General features: G+C 71.7%; 17 protein-coding genes. 11 read left to right on the forward strand and 6 right to left on the reverse strand.

The genetic code is table 11. From position 1 onward, the window contains the following. Nucleotides 1–16 precede the first annotated feature (16 nt). The 4 genes from E1288_RS13750 to E1288_RS13765 are packed head-to-tail and all read left to right on the forward strand — an operon-like array spanning nucleotide 17 to nucleotide 2,850. On the forward strand, nucleotides 17–217 hold the full coding sequence (locus E1288_RS13750) for a ferredoxin (protein ID WP_132484958.1): 201 nt from the start codon (nucleotides 17–19) through the stop codon (nucleotides 215–217). Next, the gene (locus E1288_RS13755; RefSeq protein ID WP_132484960.1) at nucleotides 214–1,395 is read left to right on the forward strand and encodes an NAD(P)/FAD-dependent oxidoreductase; all 1,182 of its coding nucleotides are present in this window, start codon (nucleotides 214–216) and stop codon (nucleotides 1,393–1,395) included. The genes E1288_RS13750 and E1288_RS13755 overlap by 4 nt, the downstream gene beginning before the upstream one ends. 20 nt (nucleotides 1,396–1,415) lie before the next feature. Further along, complete coding sequence (locus E1288_RS13760; protein ID WP_132485181.1) at nucleotides 1,416–2,633, forward strand: cytochrome P450; 1,218 nt, start codon at nucleotides 1,416–1,418, stop codon at nucleotides 2,631–2,633. A 22-nt stretch (nucleotides 2,634–2,655) separates the two neighbouring features. Continuing rightward, on the forward strand, nucleotides 2,656–2,850 hold the full coding sequence (locus E1288_RS13765) for a ferredoxin (protein ID WP_132484962.1): 195 nt from the start codon (nucleotides 2,656–2,658) through the stop codon (nucleotides 2,848–2,850). 7 nt (nucleotides 2,851–2,857) lie between these two features. Here the strand turns inward: E1288_RS13765 and E1288_RS13770 are convergent, their stop codons facing one another. Continuing rightward, nucleotides 2,858–3,397, reverse strand: a complete 540-nt coding sequence (locus E1288_RS13770) for a CGNR zinc finger domain-containing protein (RefSeq protein ID WP_165968101.1) — start codon at nucleotides 3,395–3,397, stop codon at nucleotides 2,858–2,860. An 82-nt stretch (nucleotides 3,398–3,479) separates the two neighbouring features. Between E1288_RS13770 and E1288_RS13775 the strand changes: the two genes are divergently transcribed. Together E1288_RS13775 and E1288_RS13780 are read left to right on the forward strand one after the other, a co-directional pair. Further along, a complete protein-coding gene (locus E1288_RS13775) occupies nucleotides 3,480–4,172 on the forward strand; it encodes a haloacid dehalogenase type II (protein WP_132484966.1) in 693 nt (230 codons plus the stop codon). Nucleotides 4,173–4,308: 136 nt separating this feature from the next. Beyond that, nucleotides 4,309–4,542: a hypothetical protein gene (locus tag E1288_RS13780; RefSeq protein WP_132484968.1), complete on the forward strand. Its 234-nt coding sequence runs from the start codon at nucleotides 4,309–4,311 to the stop codon at nucleotides 4,540–4,542. A 65-nt stretch (nucleotides 4,543–4,607) separates the two neighbouring features. Here E1288_RS13780 and E1288_RS13785 read toward each other — a convergent pair whose 3' ends face one another. Continuing rightward, on the reverse strand, nucleotides 4,608–5,621 hold the full coding sequence (locus E1288_RS13785; protein WP_132484970.1) for a M14 family zinc carboxypeptidase: 1,014 nt from the start codon (nucleotides 5,619–5,621) through the stop codon (nucleotides 4,608–4,610). Nucleotides 5,622–6,015: 394 nt separating this feature from the next. On the opposite strand from E1288_RS13785, the gene E1288_RS13790 reads away from it, so the two are divergent. After that, nucleotides 6,016–6,270 carry a hypothetical protein gene (locus E1288_RS13790; RefSeq protein WP_132484972.1) on the forward strand — a complete coding sequence of 85 codons (255 nt, stop codon included), beginning with the start codon at nucleotides 6,016–6,018 and terminating at the stop codon, nucleotides 6,268–6,270. 202 nt (nucleotides 6,271–6,472) lie between these two features. Next, nucleotides 6,473–7,672 (forward strand): MFS transporter, encoded by a 1,200-nt coding sequence (locus E1288_RS13795; protein WP_235883535.1) that lies wholly within the window; start codon nucleotides 6,473–6,475, stop codon nucleotides 7,670–7,672. A 22-nt stretch (nucleotides 7,673–7,694) separates the two neighbouring features. On the opposite strand, the gene E1288_RS13800 is transcribed toward E1288_RS13795, so the two are convergent. Then, a complete protein-coding gene (locus E1288_RS13800) occupies nucleotides 7,695–8,594 on the reverse strand; it encodes a LysR family transcriptional regulator (protein ID WP_132484974.1) in 900 nt (299 codons plus the stop codon). 161 nt (nucleotides 8,595–8,755) lie between these two features. Between E1288_RS13800 and E1288_RS13805 the strand changes: the two genes are divergently transcribed. Further along, the gene (locus E1288_RS13805; RefSeq protein WP_132484976.1) at nucleotides 8,756–10,084 is read left to right on the forward strand and encodes an MFS transporter; all 1,329 of its coding nucleotides are present in this window, start codon (nucleotides 8,756–8,758) and stop codon (nucleotides 10,082–10,084) included. A 27-nt stretch (nucleotides 10,085–10,111) separates the two neighbouring features. Then, nucleotides 10,112–11,764, forward strand: coding sequence for an amidohydrolase (locus E1288_RS13810; protein WP_132484978.1), 1,653 nt, complete (start codon nucleotides 10,112–10,114; stop codon nucleotides 11,762–11,764). 39 nt (nucleotides 11,765–11,803) lie between these two features. Here the strand turns inward: E1288_RS13810 and E1288_RS13815 are convergent, their stop codons facing one another. From E1288_RS13815 to E1288_RS13820, 3 genes are all read right to left on the reverse strand, one after another. Further along, nucleotides 11,804–12,646 (reverse strand): hypothetical protein, encoded by an 843-nt coding sequence (locus E1288_RS13815; protein WP_132484980.1) that lies wholly within the window; start codon nucleotides 12,644–12,646, stop codon nucleotides 11,804–11,806. 238 nt (nucleotides 12,647–12,884) lie between these two features. Next, nucleotides 12,885–13,010, reverse strand: a complete 126-nt coding sequence (locus E1288_RS50125; protein WP_328592460.1) for a hypothetical protein — start codon at nucleotides 13,008–13,010, stop codon at nucleotides 12,885–12,887. A gap of 12 nt (nucleotides 13,011–13,022) precedes the next feature. Beyond that, complete coding sequence (locus E1288_RS13820) at nucleotides 13,023–13,454, reverse strand: MerR family transcriptional regulator (RefSeq protein WP_132484982.1); 432 nt, start codon at nucleotides 13,452–13,454, stop codon at nucleotides 13,023–13,025. A gap of 55 nt (nucleotides 13,455–13,509) precedes the next feature. Here E1288_RS13820 and E1288_RS13825 point away from each other — a divergent pair, with 55 nt between their 5' ends. Beyond that, nucleotides 13,510–14,463, forward strand: coding sequence for an SDR family NAD(P)-dependent oxidoreductase (locus tag E1288_RS13825; RefSeq protein WP_132484984.1), 954 nt, complete (start codon nucleotides 13,510–13,512; stop codon nucleotides 14,461–14,463). The last annotated feature ends 152 nt before the right edge of the window (nucleotides 14,464–14,615 follow it).

Consider the following 14,615-nt stretch of genomic DNA (forward strand, 5'->3'; position numbering starts at 1 on the left):
CCCGAGGAGGATGCTCGTGAAGGTGACCGTCGACGAGGACAGGTGTTGCGGCGCAGGGCAATGCGCGCTGCTCGCCCCCGAGGTGTTCGACCAGCGGGAGGACGACGGGGTCGTGATCCTGCTCGACGCGGCACCGGCCGAGCCGCTGCACGCCGCGGTCCGCGAGGCGGCCGGCGTGTGCCCGGCGGCGGCGATCGAGCTGGGCGAGAACGCGTGAGCGCGCCCGCAGGCGTGCTGGTGGTCGGCGCGTCCGCCGCCGGCATCGCCACCGCAGATGCGTTGCGCCGCAAGGGATATCACGATTCCCTGACCCTCCTGGGCGCCGAGTCGCATCTGCCCTACGACCGCCCGCCGCTGTCCAAGCAGGTCCTCTCCGGGACCTGGGAGGCCGAGCGGGTGCGGCTCCGGTCGCCGGAGAAGCTGGCCGAACTGGACGCCGACATCATCCTCGGCGACCCGGCGGTCGGCCTGGATCCGGCGACCCGCACCGTCCGCACCGCCTCCGGCCGAACCCTGACCGCCGGAACCATCGTCGTGGCGACGGGGCTGCGGCCCCGCACGCTGCCCGGCCAGGACGGCCTGACCGGCGTGCACGTGCTGCGCACCGTCGACGACTCCCTGGCGCTGCGGTCCGCCCTGCTGAGCGCGACGCGGGTGGTCGTCGTCGGGGACGGCGTCCTCGGCACCGAAATCGCCGCCACGGCAAGGGGAATGGGCGCGGACGTGACACTGGTCGGCCCGCAGCCGGCGCCGATGGCGAGCCAGTTCGGCACCCTGGTCGGCGGGCTGCTCGGGGAACTGCACGCCGAGCGCGGCGTCCGGCTGCGGCTGGGCGCGGCCGTCGACGGGCTGACCGGGCGGGACGGCAGGGTCACCGGCGTGCGCCTGGACACCGGCGACGAACTGCCCGCCGACGTCGTCGTGGTGGCGCTCGGCGCCGCGCCGGCGACGGAATGGCTCGCGGAAAGCGGGCTGCAGCTGGACAACGGGCTCGTCTGCGACTCCCGCTGCCGTGCGGCGGAAGGGATCTACGGCGCCGGGGACGTGGCCCGCTGGCAGCACGACGCGCTCGGCGTCCCGCTGCGGCTGGAGAACCGGACCAACGCCACCATGCAGGCGAACGCCGTCGCGGCCAACATCCTCGGCGAGGACCAGCCCTACTCCCCCGTGCCGCACTTCTGGACCGACCAGTACGACACCAAGATCCAGGTCCACGGCCTGCCCACGGCCGCCGCCGAAGCGACCATCGTGGACGGAGACCCGGCGGACGGGCGATTCGTCGCGATGTACCACCGCGATGGCGAGGCCGTGGGCGTGCTGGGCTGGAACATGCCCAAGCAGACCCGGTTGCGCCGCGGCGAGGTCGTCGAGGCGCTGTCCGCACCGGTCCGGTGACGATCCAGGAAGGGCAAGTGATGATCCCAGTTCGCGAGGAATCGGCGGATGTCCCGGAGTTCCCGATGGCCCGGGCGGCGGGCTGCCCGTTCGACCCGCCGCCAGACCTGCGGTCCCGGCAGGAGGCGGGGCCGCTCGCGAAGGTCCGGCTGTGGGACGGCAGCACCCCTTGGCTGGTAACCCGCTACGCGGAGCAGCGGACGCTGCTGGCCGATCCGCGGGTCAGCGCCGACATCACTCGCCCCGGCTACCCCAGCTCGGCGCCGGTCAGGCCGGGCGGTTCCGGCGTCAGCTTCATCCTGATGGACGATCCCGAGCACGCCAGGCTGCGGCGGATGGTGACCGCGCCGTTCACCGTCAAGCGGGTGGCCGCGATGCGCCCGGCCGTGCAGAAGATCGTGGACGACCTGATCGACGAAATGCTCGCCGGCCCGAACCCGGTGGACCTGGTCGAGGCGTTCGCGCTGCCGGTGCCGTCGCTGGTGATCTGCGAACTGCTCGGCGTCCCCTACTCCGATCACGACTTCTTCCAGGAGAACAGCAAGACCATCATCAAGCGGGACGCGAGCCCCGACGACCGCACCGCCGCGATGGGCCGGCTGGCCGGGTACCTGGACGAACTCGTCGGCGCGAAGCTCGCGAACCCCGGCGACGACCTGCTGTCCCGGCTGACCGAGCGGGTCGCGGCCGGGGAACTGGCCCGGGACGAAGCGGCGCGGATGGGCGTGCTGCTGCTGATCGCCGGGCACGAGACCACCGCGAACATGATCGCCCTCGGCACGCTCGCCCTGCTGGAGCACCCGGAACAGCTGGCGCTGCTGCGCGAGTCCGACGACCCGAAGCTGGTCGCCGGCGCGGTCGAGGAACTGCTGCGCTACCTGCACATCACGCACAACGGGCGGCGCCGGGTGGCGCTGGAGGACATCGAGATCGGCGGTCACGTCATCCGCGCCGGTGAGGGCCTGATCATGGCCAACGACATCGGCAACCGCGATCCCGAGGCGTTCCCCGATCCCGACCGGCTGGACCTCACCCGCGACGCCCGCCACCACGTGGCCTTCGGCTTCGGCGTGCACCAGTGCCTCGGGCAGCCGCTCGCGCGGATGGAGCTGCAGGTCGTCTACAGCACGCTCTACCGGCGCATCCCCACCCTGCGGCTGGCCGAAGACCTGGCGCAGATCCCGTTCAAGCACGACGGTTCCGTCTACGGCGTCTACCGCCTGCCGGTCACCTGGTGACCGGCCGACCCGAGGAGTTCCGATGAAGGTGACCATCGACCAGGACAAGTGCGTCTCGTCCGGTCAGTGCGTGCTGGCCGCGGAAGAGGTCTTCGACCAGCGCGACGAGGACGGCGTCGTGGTGCTGCTCAACGCGAATCCGCCCGCCGAACTCGCCGAGGACGTCCAGCAGGCCGCGGTGCTGTGCCCGGCGCTGGCCATCGTCGTGGAGGACTGACGATCGTTCAGGCCTTGGCCCGTCGGCGAGCCCGGTAGGCCGCGGCCTTGACGCGGTTGCCGCACTCGTCCATCCCGCACCAGGTGCGCCGGGCGCCGCGCGAGCGGTCGAGGTAGATGCGGGTGCAGTCGTTGCGACCGCATTCCTTGAGACAGGCGTGGGGATCGCCGAGCACGGCGATACCGCTCCTGGCTATGTGAGCCAGCACTGCACGGAGATCTCCCGACATGTGCAGCCCCGCGTCGCTGAGCTTGATCGAGGGCAACGGCGCGGCGGCCGCGCCGTTGACGATTTGCAGGCAGCCCGGGTCGAAGGGCCGGTCGAGCACGCGATCGAGGGCGAGCCGGTAGAGCGCTTCGCGCAGTGACAGCGCGAACTCGAAGGTTGCGAAGTCGGCGGTGACCCGTTCCGGGAGCTCGGCGCATTCGGCCACCCACCGCTCCAGGTCTGCGGGCGCGGCCAGGGCATCGATGGGCTCGTCCCGGCGAGACCCCACGGTGCCGGCCAGGTCGAGGGCCGGGTTGCCGCTCACGAATGCGAAATCCACGTCACCATCTTGACCGGTGACGAACCTGGGGGCAACATCGTCACCTGTCAAACCGGTGACGCCAGCCCCAGGAGGAGATCGCGTGGCAGAGATCCGCGACATCGAGGTCGTCGTCTTCGACGTCCTCGGAACACTGGTCGACGAACCCAGCGGACTGCGAGCGGCGATTCGCGACGCGGTGCCCGCGTCCGACGATGCGACGGTCGACGAGCTGCTCGCTTCGTGGCTGGAGCACGTCGAGCTCGAACAGCAACGCATCGCGGAAGGACATCGCGCGTACGCCAACTCCGAGATCATCGACGGAGAGGCCGCTCGGCTGGTGGCCGACAGCGCCGGACTCACAGATCCGGCGGCCATCGCCCGGCTGGCCACGGCGGGTCAGCGGCTGCCGCCCTGGGGCGACACCGTCGCCGGTCTGGAGCGGCTCGCGAAGCACTTCGCCGTGCTCGGGCTCTCCAACGCCAGCCGCACCGCATTGATGCGGCTCAGCGCGCATGCGGGGTTGCGCTGGCACCAGGCCTTGCCCGGCGAAGCCGCCCTGGCCTACAAGCCTGCGCCGGAGGTCTACCGGCTCGCGATCGACACCGCCGGCTGCCCGCCAGAACGCGTGCTCATGGTGGCCGCCCACGCCTGGGACCTCCGCGCGGCCCAGGCGGCCGGCATGCGGACCGCCTACGTCCACCGGCCGGGAGGAGATCCGCCGACGAGCTCCGACACCTTCGACTGGCGGTTCGACGACCTGGACGACCTGACCACCGCGCTGACGGCGGGCTGACCAGGTCGCAGTCAGCCCAGCGCAGTGCCCGTGACCCACGGGTTCAGGAGTCGTTTCCGAAAGTGGCGCGGGCCCGCGCAAGGCGTGACCGCCCGGAACGCGAGCGCGTCGATTTCGCGCGAAATCGACGCTCCACGTGAGGGCGCGGCGGCGATTTCGCGCGAAATCGCCGCCCAGCCGGATCCGCCACTCACGCCCGAACAGTTCCGGCTCCACAGCGCCCCGGAACGTCACGACGAACCCGTCGGCCGCCGCGTACGCGGTCTACCTCGGCGCGGCCGCGCTGAGCAGCGCCGCCGCCGCACCCGAGGACGTCAAGTCCTATGTGGACACCGCGCTGGAATCCTTCGGCGTGCCGGCGAATCGCTAGCGCACCTGCGTCCGGAAACGAAGAAGCACACGACCTGCGCACAGGCCGTGTGCTCTGCTACCGACTCAGTCGGCGTGCGCGCCGCTCGCCGCGGCCTGCGGCAGCGGCGTCCCGCGCGGCGGGATCGCGTCGGCCTCGGCCGGATCGACGGCCGCCAGCGAGCCGTCGGCCGCGCTGTGCGCGATGGCCAGCATCGACCGCAGCGCCGAGTCGATCTGCGCCTGCTCGTGCTCCGCACCCATGTCGCTCAGCTCGATGAGCACGCTACCGCTGCCGCGCAGCCCGTAGGCGTTGCGGGCGATGCCCTGGTAGTCGCCGCCCGGGTACTGCGACACGTTCGCGCCGCCCTCGGTCATCGACCGCTGCGCCACCACCGAGATCTGCTTGGCCAGCTCGATGTCGTCCGCTTCGACGCCCGGGGTCGTCGGCCACAGCAGCGACGCGGTGATCTCGCGCCCCGAACCGTCGACGTAGCGGCCCTGCATGTGGTAGTCGACCACGATCTGCGGCTGGAACTCCGCGTAGTGGCGCTGGATCAGGCCGGCCTCGGTGGCGGGGTTGTCCTCGGGCGCGACCGCGGGGTCGTGGTAGCGGTTGATGTCGTAGCCCTTGCCCGCCTCGCCGTACTCGGGGTCGGCGTCGGGCGCGTAGTTGTAGCGCCAGTTCTGCTCGTGGCCATCGGGGTTCGCCCGCACCACGATGTCGACGGTCACCTGCGACCGCAACCAGCGCTGGTAGTCGCTCCGGTCGACGCCGACGTCGCGCAGGAACTCCAGCGCGGCGGGCGTGCCGAGCGGCTCGTCACCGTGCTGCTGCGTGACGTAGAGGATGCGCAACGGCCCGTCGCCGACCCGCGCGCTCCACACCGGCCTGCCCTGGTTGGACTCGCCGATCGCGTCCACCCGGATCGCGCCGCGGCTGCGCCACTGGAGCTCCTGCAGCTCCCGGGCGAGCTCTTCCGTGCTGGGCCGCGGGTCTACCCGGCCGGGCGGCGCGGCCTGCGAAGGCGCGACGAACCCCAGGACGGAAAGGACCGCTACGACAACGGAAAGCAGCGCTATGCGCGTCGACTTCACCATGACGCAGGAGTCTGCCCCGCCGAACGGCCGCACCACAAGATCCGGAGCCCAATTCCCTTGCACCGGCAACGATCGGCGGGTCCACTTCACCGCCAGGCGCTGACGCGCTCCCGACCGCGACGGCCCGACCGGTTCGTGTCGGCGCCTGCCGTCGACCGCCCAGCGCGAACCCGTTGGCGCCGAACGAAACCCGGGCACCGAGCGGCGCTGTTCGGGTGGCGCGGTTAGCCCGTTCGTGCCCGCCGGCCGTGGTCCGCCCCAACGCCGTCCGTCCCCGGGCCTACGTTTGCGCTACGTGACAACAGGCCGGGCGTGGAGAGGACGAGGACGTGCAGCAGGTGATCACGGCGGGACAGGTGCTCATCGGCCCGGGCAGCGGATTCGGGACGGTGGCGTGCTGGTCGAGGACGACACCATCGTCGCCGTCGGCGACCGCCGGGAGATCGAGCAGCAGGCCGCGCCGCACTTCCCCACGACGTCCACGCTGCTGCCCGGGCTGATCAACGCGCACGTGCACCTCTGCTTCGACGCCGCGCCGCACTTCCTGGAGAACCTGACCCGGGCGGCACGCCCACGGCACGGAGTCGACGACCTGCGCAACTTGCGGCTGGTCCGCTCCCGCGGGCGCGAGTTCCAGCCGCCGGGCTGACCGGGCCGCGGCGAATTGACCCGTGTTCCCCGCCCGCGAATGCACCAGATCCGCGGTCGTTCCAGCGCTTAGGGTCGTGGTGTGACGGCTTTCCCGGTGCCACAGCGCATGGATTCCTCCGTCGTCCTCGTCATCGCGTGACCGTTGGTTCCCACCGGCGGCGCGCTGCGGATCGCTTTGTCCGAGAAAGGTTTCTGGAGTCGTGACGACCTGCGAGGATCCGGTGTCCGCGACCGGCCGGTCGACCGTCAGGGGCTGGCTCGCGGTGCTGGCCGTGTCCCTGGGCATCTTCTCCCTGATGACCTCCGAGCTGTTGCCGGTGGGTCTGCTGTCCCCGGTCGGTTCCGAGCTGGACGTGTCGGAGGGCGCCGCGGGCCTGATGCTGACCGTTCCCGGCCTCGTCGCCACCGTCTCCGCGCCGCTGGTCACGGTCGCGACCGGCCGGCTCGACCGCCGCGTCGTGCTGGCGGCCCTGATCGGCCTGGTCGGCGCCGCCAACCTCGCCTCCGCCTTCGCGACCGGCTTCACCACCGTCCTGATCGCCCGCTTCCTGATCGGCATCAGTGTGGGCGGCTTCTGGTCCATCTCCGGCGGAATCGCGCTGCGCCTGGTCCCGGAGCGGCATGCGCCCCGGGCGACCGCGGTCATCTTCGGCGGGGTCGAAACCGCGTCCGTCTTCGGCGTTCCCATCGGCACGTTCCTCGGCGACCTCACCGGCTGGCGCAACGCGTTCGCGGCGGTGGGCGTCCTCGGACTCGTCTCCCTGGTCTGCATCGCCCTGCTGATGCCGAAGGTGCCGGCCCGGCGGACGATCGGATTCGCCGACCTACCGCGGGTCTTCCTGGGCAACGCGGGCGTGCGGGCCGGCATCGCCATCACGTTCCTCGGCGTCACCGGCCACTTCCTGGCCTACACGTTCATCCGGCCGATCCTCCAGGCCGACGGCGTCGACGGCGCGCTGATCGGCGTGCTGCTGCTGGCGTTCGGCCTCGCCGGGATCTGCGGCAACTTCGTCGCCGGCGCCCTCATCGCCAGGCGGATGCGGCAGACCGCCGCGGGCATCGCCGCGATCCTCGCCCTGGCCATGGTCGTCCTCGCCGTCGTCGACAACACCGCCGTCACCGCAGCCGCCGTCCTGGTGCTGTGGGGCGCGGGCTACGGCGCGCTGCCGGTCACCTTCCAGACCTGGATCCTCAAGGCCGCGCCGGAGACGACCGAGGCCGCATCCTCGCTGTACGTCTCGACGTTCAACCTGTCCATCGCGCTCGGCTCGCTCGTCGGCGGCCTGGCCGTCGACGGAATCGGCACCACGAGCGTGCTGTGGTTCGGCGCGGCGCTCGCCGTCCTCGCCCTGTTCGTGGTGGGCGGATCGCGCCGCGCGAAGGCCACCACCTCGCGATGAGCGTCCACAAGGGACGCTGGGCTCAGGGCTGCAGCCCCGGGAACCGCCGCGTGCGATCCACGCAGTAGACGCGCAGGCCGTCGACCAGGGCCTGGATGGAAGGCCGCGCGTAGTGGGCGGCGTCCCATCCCGCGTGGAGGGGCACCGTCAGCGGACCTTCGGCGGTGCGCACGATCAGGTCCCGCAGGCCGAACCGGGCCTCGTCGGTGACCAGGCAGATCCCCCGGCCCGCCGCGGCTAGGGCCTGGGCGAAGGCCGAGGAGCCGGTCTCGACGACACCGGCCGGCGTCAGGCCCTCCCGGCTGATGGCCTCGTCGACGACCAGCCGGGCCACGTTCGACCGGGTCATCACGATCAGCGGCTCGGCGACCAGCTCGGCGAGGTCGATCGTGGTGCGCCCGCCCAGGGGGTGCTCGGCGGGGACCTGGGCCAGCACCGGGGTGCGCCCCAGGAAGGCCGACTCCAGCGAGGCCGGGGCCGGGAAGGTCGAGATGCCGATGTCGGCGTCGCTGCGCATCAGCGTCTCGAAGACCCGGCTCGGCTCCTCCTGGATGGCATCGCGGAGCGTGGGCCCCGCCGCGCCGCCGCCCGCCATGAACGGGGCCAGCAGGGACGCGACCGTGGCGGGCGCGGCGACCACGGTGAGCGCCGCCTCCTCCCCCTCGCCCATGGCGGCCATCGTCTCGGCGGCCTGCTCGGCGCGGCGCACCAGGTCCTGGGCGACCGGGCGGAAGCGGCGGCCGGCGGCGTTGAGCGTCAGCGACCCGGGGCGGCGCGTGAACAGCGAAACCCCCAGGTCCCGCTCCAGGGCGCTCAGCTGGCGGGACAGGGAGGGCTGCGCGACGTGCACCATGCGGGCCGCAGCCGTGACCGATTCGGACTCGGCGACGGCGAGGAAGTAGCGCAACACTCGCAGCTCCACGTCGGCCTCCCTTCCCATCATGCCTCCGAGGCATCGGATTGCTAGCAATCAAGTATTAGACGACATCGGAGGCCGAACTCAAACTATGGGCTGTCCAACACACCCGCCCGGCTCCTCCGGTGAGAACCCGCACCGAAGGCTCCGCTACCGCCGGAGACCCCATGAACGTCCCACGCCCCGCCGGGGTTGCCCGCGCCTCCAGCCAGGCCCGCCGCGCGGGTCTCGCCTCCTTCGTCGGCACCACCATCGAGTGGTACGACTTCTACATCTACGGAACGGCGTCCGCGCTGGTCTTCGGGAAGCTGTTCTTCCCCGCGGTGTCGCCCGCCGCGGGTGTGCTCGCCTCCTTCGCGACCTTCTGGGTCGGTTTCCTCGCCCGGCCGCTGGGCGGGATCATCTTCGGCCACTTCGGCGACCGCATGGGCCGCAAGGGCACGCTGGTCACCACGCTGCTGCTGATGGGCGTCGCCACCTTCCTGATCGGCGTGCTGCCCACCCATGCGCAGATCGGCGTCGCCGCCCCGTTCCTGCTGGCGCTGCTGCGCGCCGTCCAGGGCATCGCCGTCGGCGGCGAGTGGGGCGGCGCGGTCCTGATGGCGTCCGAGAACGCGCCGAAGGGCCGGGGTTCCTTCTTCGCGATGCTGGTGCAGCAGGGCTCCCCGGCGGGGGCGATCCTGGCCACGCTGGTCTTCCTGGCCGCGGGCACCCTGGACGACGCCGCCTTCCTCGCGTGGGGCTGGCGCGTGCCGTTCCTGCTGTCCGGGGTCCTCGTCGTGGTCGGCCTGCTGATCCGCATGAAGGTCGAGGAGTCCGGCGAGTTCGAGCGGGTCAAGTCCAGCGGCGACGTGGTGCGGCTGCCGGTCGCCGAGGTGCTGCGCACCGCCTGGCGGACCGTGCTGCTCGGCATCGGCGCCTCGATCATGGGCATCTCGACCGCCTACTTCACCAACACGTTCGTGCTCTCCTGGACCACCAACGAGCTGCACATGAACCGGCAGACGATGCTCTACGTCCTGCTCGCGATCTCGGTGGTGCAGTTCCTGTGGCAGCCGGTCGCCGCGCTGATTTCCGAGCGGGTCGGCGAGGCCCGGTTCATGGTGTGCTCGCTGCTGGTCAACGCCGTCGTCGCCGTCCCGATGTTCCTGCTGATCAACACCGCGCAGCCGCTGCTGGTCTTCGCCGGCATCGCGCTCGCCACCGTCAGCGGCTCCGGGTACTACGCCGTGCTGGCCGGTTTCCTCGCCCGCGCCTTCCCCTCCCGGATCCGCTACACCGGGATCTCGCTGGCCTACCAGCTCTGCTCGACGCTCATCGGCGGCACGACGCCGTTCGCGGCCCAGGCCCTGCTGACCTCCAGCGGCGGTTCCTTCTGGCCGGTGGCCGCGTTCTACGTGGCCCTGCTGCTGATCACGACCGCGAGCGTCGACGGTCTTGCCCGCTTCGGCGCGCGGCGAGCGGCCCAGGAACAGCCCGCCCAAGCCATCGCCTGACCCATCCAGAGAAGGAGTTGACCAATCGTGCGCCTCGACGCGATCTTCCACAATGGACGGTTCACCACCCTCGACCCGGACCGACCGGCGGCCCACACCGTCGGCGTCCTGGGCGGCCGGATCGCCGCGCTCGACGACGAGGTGGCGGGCTGCACGTCCGACGTGGTGGTCGACCTCGGCGGCGCGCACGCAGTGCCGGGCTTCAACGACGCACACCACCACCTCAGCCTGGTCGGCAAGGGGCTGCGCGAGCTGGACGTCTCCTACGAGGCCGCGCCGAGCCTCGACGCGCTCTACCAGGCGGTGGCCGAGCGGGCGGCGACGCTGCCGGCCGACGCGTGGGTGACGGGCTCGGGCTACGACCAGAACAAGATCGGCGCCCACCCGACCGCCGAAGCGCTCGACCGGGCCGCACGGGGTCGCCCGGTGTGGCTGATGCACACCTCGCACCACATGGCCGTGGCCAACACGGAGGCGTTCAAGCGGGCCGGGTTCACCGACCTCGCGGACGTGCCCGACATGCCGGGCGGCCACGTCGTGCGCGACGCGGGCGGGCGCGCGGTGGGGCTGCTCCAGGAGACCGCGATGCAGCTGGTCGAGCACGTGCTCCGGCCGGAGCCGACCGAGGAGTGGGTCGCCAACATCGCCGCCGCCTCGGAGGCTGCGCTCGCGATCGGGCTGACCAGCGCGACGGAGCCGGGCATCGGCGTCGTCGACGGCATCGGCAACGGCCCCGCCGACCTGGACGCCTACATGCGCGCGCGGGAAGGGGGGCTGCTCGGCGTCCGGATGACGGTCATGCCCTACATCACCGCGCTGCACGACTGCGGCGCGCTGGAGCCGGGCAACACCTGGTACGGCCTCGACCTCGGCCTGCGCACCGGGTTCGGCGACGAGTGGCTGCGCATCGGGCCGACGAAGATCCTCTCCGACGGTTCGCTGATCGGCCGGTCCGCGGCGATGTGCTGCGACTACCACGACTCCCCCGGCAACAGCGGGCTGCTGCAGTACGAGCGGGAGCAGATCCGCCGCTACATCGTCGAGGCGCACCGCTGCGGCTGGCAGGTCGCCACGCACGCCATCGGCGACGCCGCCCTCGACGTCGTCCTCGACTCCTACGAGGAGGCGCAGCGGCTGCACCCGCGCACGGATGTACGGCACCGGATCGAGCACGCGGCGGTGACGAGCGCCGAGCAGGTCGCCCGGATCGCCGAGCTCGGCCTGATCCCGGTGCCGCAGGGCCGGTTCCTGTCGGAGATCGGCGACGGCATGCTGGCGGCCCTCGGGCCCGAGCGGGGGCAGCTCGCCTACCGGATGCGCTCGTTCCTGGACGCGGGAGTGGTGCTGCCGGGTTCCACGGATGCACCGGTGGTCGCCCCCGACCCGCTGCTGAGCATCCACGACATGGTGAACCGGCGAACCGCCTCGGGCGCGCCGATCGGCCCGGACGAAGCCGTGACGGCGCACGAAGCCCTGCGCGCTTACACGATCGGCTCGGCCCATGCCGTCCACGAGGAGCACATCAAGGGCACCCTCGCCCGGGGCATGCTCGCCGACTTCACGGTCCTCAGCGACGATCTGCTGAGCGTGGCGCCGGAACGCATCGGTGAGCTCACGGTGGGCGCGACGGTCGTCGGCGGGCGGATCGCCCACAACACCGGAGCGTTGAAGACCGCCTGAACGCGCCGCAGCCGCCGCCGCACAACCTGCGGCGGCGGTTCAGGCTCCGGGCGCGATGATGCGGCCGTAAGGCGTGGTCAGGTGTTGCGGCGGGCGGGACAGGTGCAGTGCGGCGTGGTAGCTGCCCCCGGCCTCCTTCCCGGCGGGGTCGGCTCCGGTGGCCTCGACGGCCGCGATGGCGTAGTGCTGCTCATCCGGGTCGGTGAACCGGCGTTGCACGAAGGTGCGGTCCGCGTCGACCTCGGTGACGAGCCCGTGTTCGGCGAGGGCGTCGGCGATCGGCCGGTAGGTCCCGGTGCGCAGGACGAAAGCGGCCACCCACACCGGATCGGCGGCCGCGTGCAGCAGTTGGTGGAAGGTCCGGGCGGAGAGGAAGCTGACGCCGCCGGTCACGGTGATCAGGTTCGCCGGAGCGACGGCCCGCAAGAACGCCGGGGACGCGGACGCGGTCTCCAGGTTCTCGGTGAAACCGGCGTCGAGCAGGCCGGCGGCCACCGCGTAGTCGATCGCGGGGGCGGCGATGTCCAGGCCCACCACCGGGACTGCGTCCGCGCAGCGGCGGGCGGCGTAGAAGTCCTTGTCGCGCTCGATCAGCTCGGCGGTCCCCAGCTCGGCCACGTCCGGCGAGGTGTAGTGGGCGTGGAGGTCGTCGAAGGTCAGGTCGTGGTTGAGCAGCGCGGCGTTGATGCCGTAGGAGCAGCACAGGTCCAGCACCGTCACCCGCCCGGACCTCGCCCGTTCCGCCAGGAGGCGGCGGAACACCGGTTGGGCGTGGTGCGGCGTCCGGTAGCCGTACCGGCCGAGGCTGCGGAAGTAGGCGCGGGGGTCGGGCTGGTCGTAGATCTCGTCGAACGGCGTCCTGTTTCCCCTGGACTGCGACATGCCTCGATTCTGGCAGCGCGCCCGGGTTTCCGAGGCCCGCTGATCATCTGCAACACCTTCGGACCAAGGCTTCGTCCGGATCGGTGAACGCGCTTGCTTCACGGCGCACACCGCCTCCGGCGGCGCAATCCACCGCGCCAGACGGGAGTTCCATTCAAGATCCAATGTGGACCTCCCTGCCGTGTTGGCCCGGCAGGTCGTAGGCGAAGGACTGGCCCGCCCAGTTCACCACCACGTTCTACGTGGCATCGGTGGCGTTGAAGGCGATCAGCGCCTCGGAGCCGTCCGGGTCGCGCCAGGCGACGTTGCGCACCGCGCCGGGCTTGACGAACTTGGTCAGATGGCCCGTCGAGCAGTACTCGATCCGGACTCCGCGTCAGCCCGCCTGATCGGCGGATTCCGGCAGGTTCCAGAGGCCGCTCGCGGTGCCGTTGGAGACGTGCTCCTCGTAGACCGCGACCTTGTGGTCGATCAGAGCGAGGCAGTCGGTGAGCTCGTTGATCCGGTCGACGACCTGCCGCTGGTGCTCGCGCAGCAGCGCGAGCCGCTCGTCCTCGTTGCCGGGTCCGCTGCGGACCAGCTCGGCGAAGTGCCGGATGGTCGCCAGCGGCATCCCCGAGGCGCGGAACTTGGTGCAGTTGACCAGCCACTCGACGTCCAGCCGGCGGTAGACGCGGCGACCGCTGGAATTGCGCCGCACCGGGCCGATCAGCAGGCCCTCGCGTTCGTAGAAGCGCAGGGCGTGCACGCTCAGCCCGGTGCGTTCCACGACCTGTCCGATGCTGAGCTCCGAGGCGCTGTGGGTCATGCCGCGAGCCTACTGATTTGACCTAGAGCGGGCTCTAGCTCATAGCGTCCGCCGCATGACAGCAACCGCAACACCGCAGGGCAGGATCGGATCCGGGTTCGGCGCCCGCAGCACCGCCGCCGAAGTCCTGCGCGGGATCGACCTCACCGGCAAGCTCGCGATCGTCACGGGCGGCTACTCCGGCATCGGTCTGGCGACCACCCGCGCGCTCACCGACGCGGGGGCTCACGTCGTCGTCCCCGCCCGCCGGGTGGCCGAGGCGCGGGAAGCCCTCGGGGATGTCGAGGTGGCCGGGATGGACCTCGCCGATCTGGACAGCGTCCGCGGCTTCGCCGAAGGGTTCCTCGCCTCCGGCCGCCGCATCGACCTGGTCATCAACAGCGCCGGGACCATGGCCTGCCCGGAGACTCGGGTCGGTCCGGGCTGGGAGATGCAGTTCGCGGTGAACCACCTCGGCCACTTCGCGCTGATCAACCTGCTGTGGCCGGCGATCGCGCCGGGTGCGCGCGTCGTCTCGGTGTCCTCGGCGGGCCACCAGTTCTCCGGGATCCGGTGGGACGACCCGCACTTCGAGCGCGGCTACGACAGGTTCCTGGCCTACGGCCAGTCGAAGACCGCGAACGCGCTGTTCGCCACCCACCTCGACGCGCTCGGCCGGGATCGCGGCGTGCGGGCGTTCTCGCTGCACCCCGGCGCCATCCTCACGCCGCTGGTGCGCCACCTGCCCAAGGAGGAGATGGTCGCGGCAGGCTGGATCGACGCGGCGGGCAACCTGGTGAACAGCGACTTCAAGACGCCGGAGCAGGGCGCGGCGACGCAGGTCTGGGCGGCGACGTCCCCGCGGCTGGCCGGGATGGGCGGCGCCTACTGCGAGGACTGCGACATCGCCGAACCCACCGACAGCACCGAAGGCTGGACCGGCGTGCGCGACTACGTGACCGACCCGGGCCAGGCGGCCCGGCTGTGGGCGCTCTCCGCCGAGCTGACCGGCGTCGACGCCTTCGCCTGACGGCGGCAGCCGACGTCGTGAGCGTTTTGGACTGCTATGGCGGCCCAAAACGCTCACGACCCCCGATCGCTCCGGCGCGGTCTCGTCCAGGCCGGGGCTCCGCACGAGGCGAGGGCCGCCCCTGACCGGCTCGGTCAGGGGCGCCCCTCGCC

Origin of the sequence: Saccharopolyspora elongata, from assembly GCF_004348985.1 — a bacterium.
Taxonomy (GTDB): Bacteria; Actinomycetota; Actinomycetes; order Mycobacteriales; family Pseudonocardiaceae; genus Saccharopolyspora; species Saccharopolyspora elongata.

What these genes read in the sequence shown, in the direction of transcription:
- E1288_RS13760 (WP_132485181.1), top strand. Translation starts at nt 1,416, where the DNA reads ATGATCCCAGTTCGCGAGGAATCGGCGGATGTCCCGGAGTTCCCGATG.
- E1288_RS13765 (WP_132484962.1), top strand. Translation starts at nt 2,656, where the DNA reads ATGAAGGTGACCATCGACCAGGACAAGTGCGTCTCGTCCGGTCAGTGC.
- E1288_RS13785 (WP_132484970.1), bottom strand. Translation starts at nt 5,621, where the DNA reads ATGGTGAAGTCGACGCGCATAGCGCTGCTTTCCGTTGTCGTAGCGGTC.
- E1288_RS13805 (WP_132484976.1), top strand. Translation starts at nt 8,756, where the DNA reads ATGAACGTCCCACGCCCCGCCGGGGTTGCCCGCGCCTCCAGCCAGGCC.
- E1288_RS13815 (WP_132484980.1), bottom strand. Translation starts at nt 12,646, where the DNA reads ATGTCGCAGTCCAGGGGAAACAGGACGCCGTTCGACGAGATCTACGAC.
- E1288_RS13820 (WP_132484982.1), bottom strand. Translation starts at nt 13,454, where the DNA reads ATGACCCACAGCGCCTCGGAGCTCAGCATCGGACAGGTCGTGGAACGC.
- E1288_RS13825 (WP_132484984.1), top strand. Translation starts at nt 13,510, where the DNA reads ATGACAGCAACCGCAACACCGCAGGGCAGGATCGGATCCGGGTTCGGC.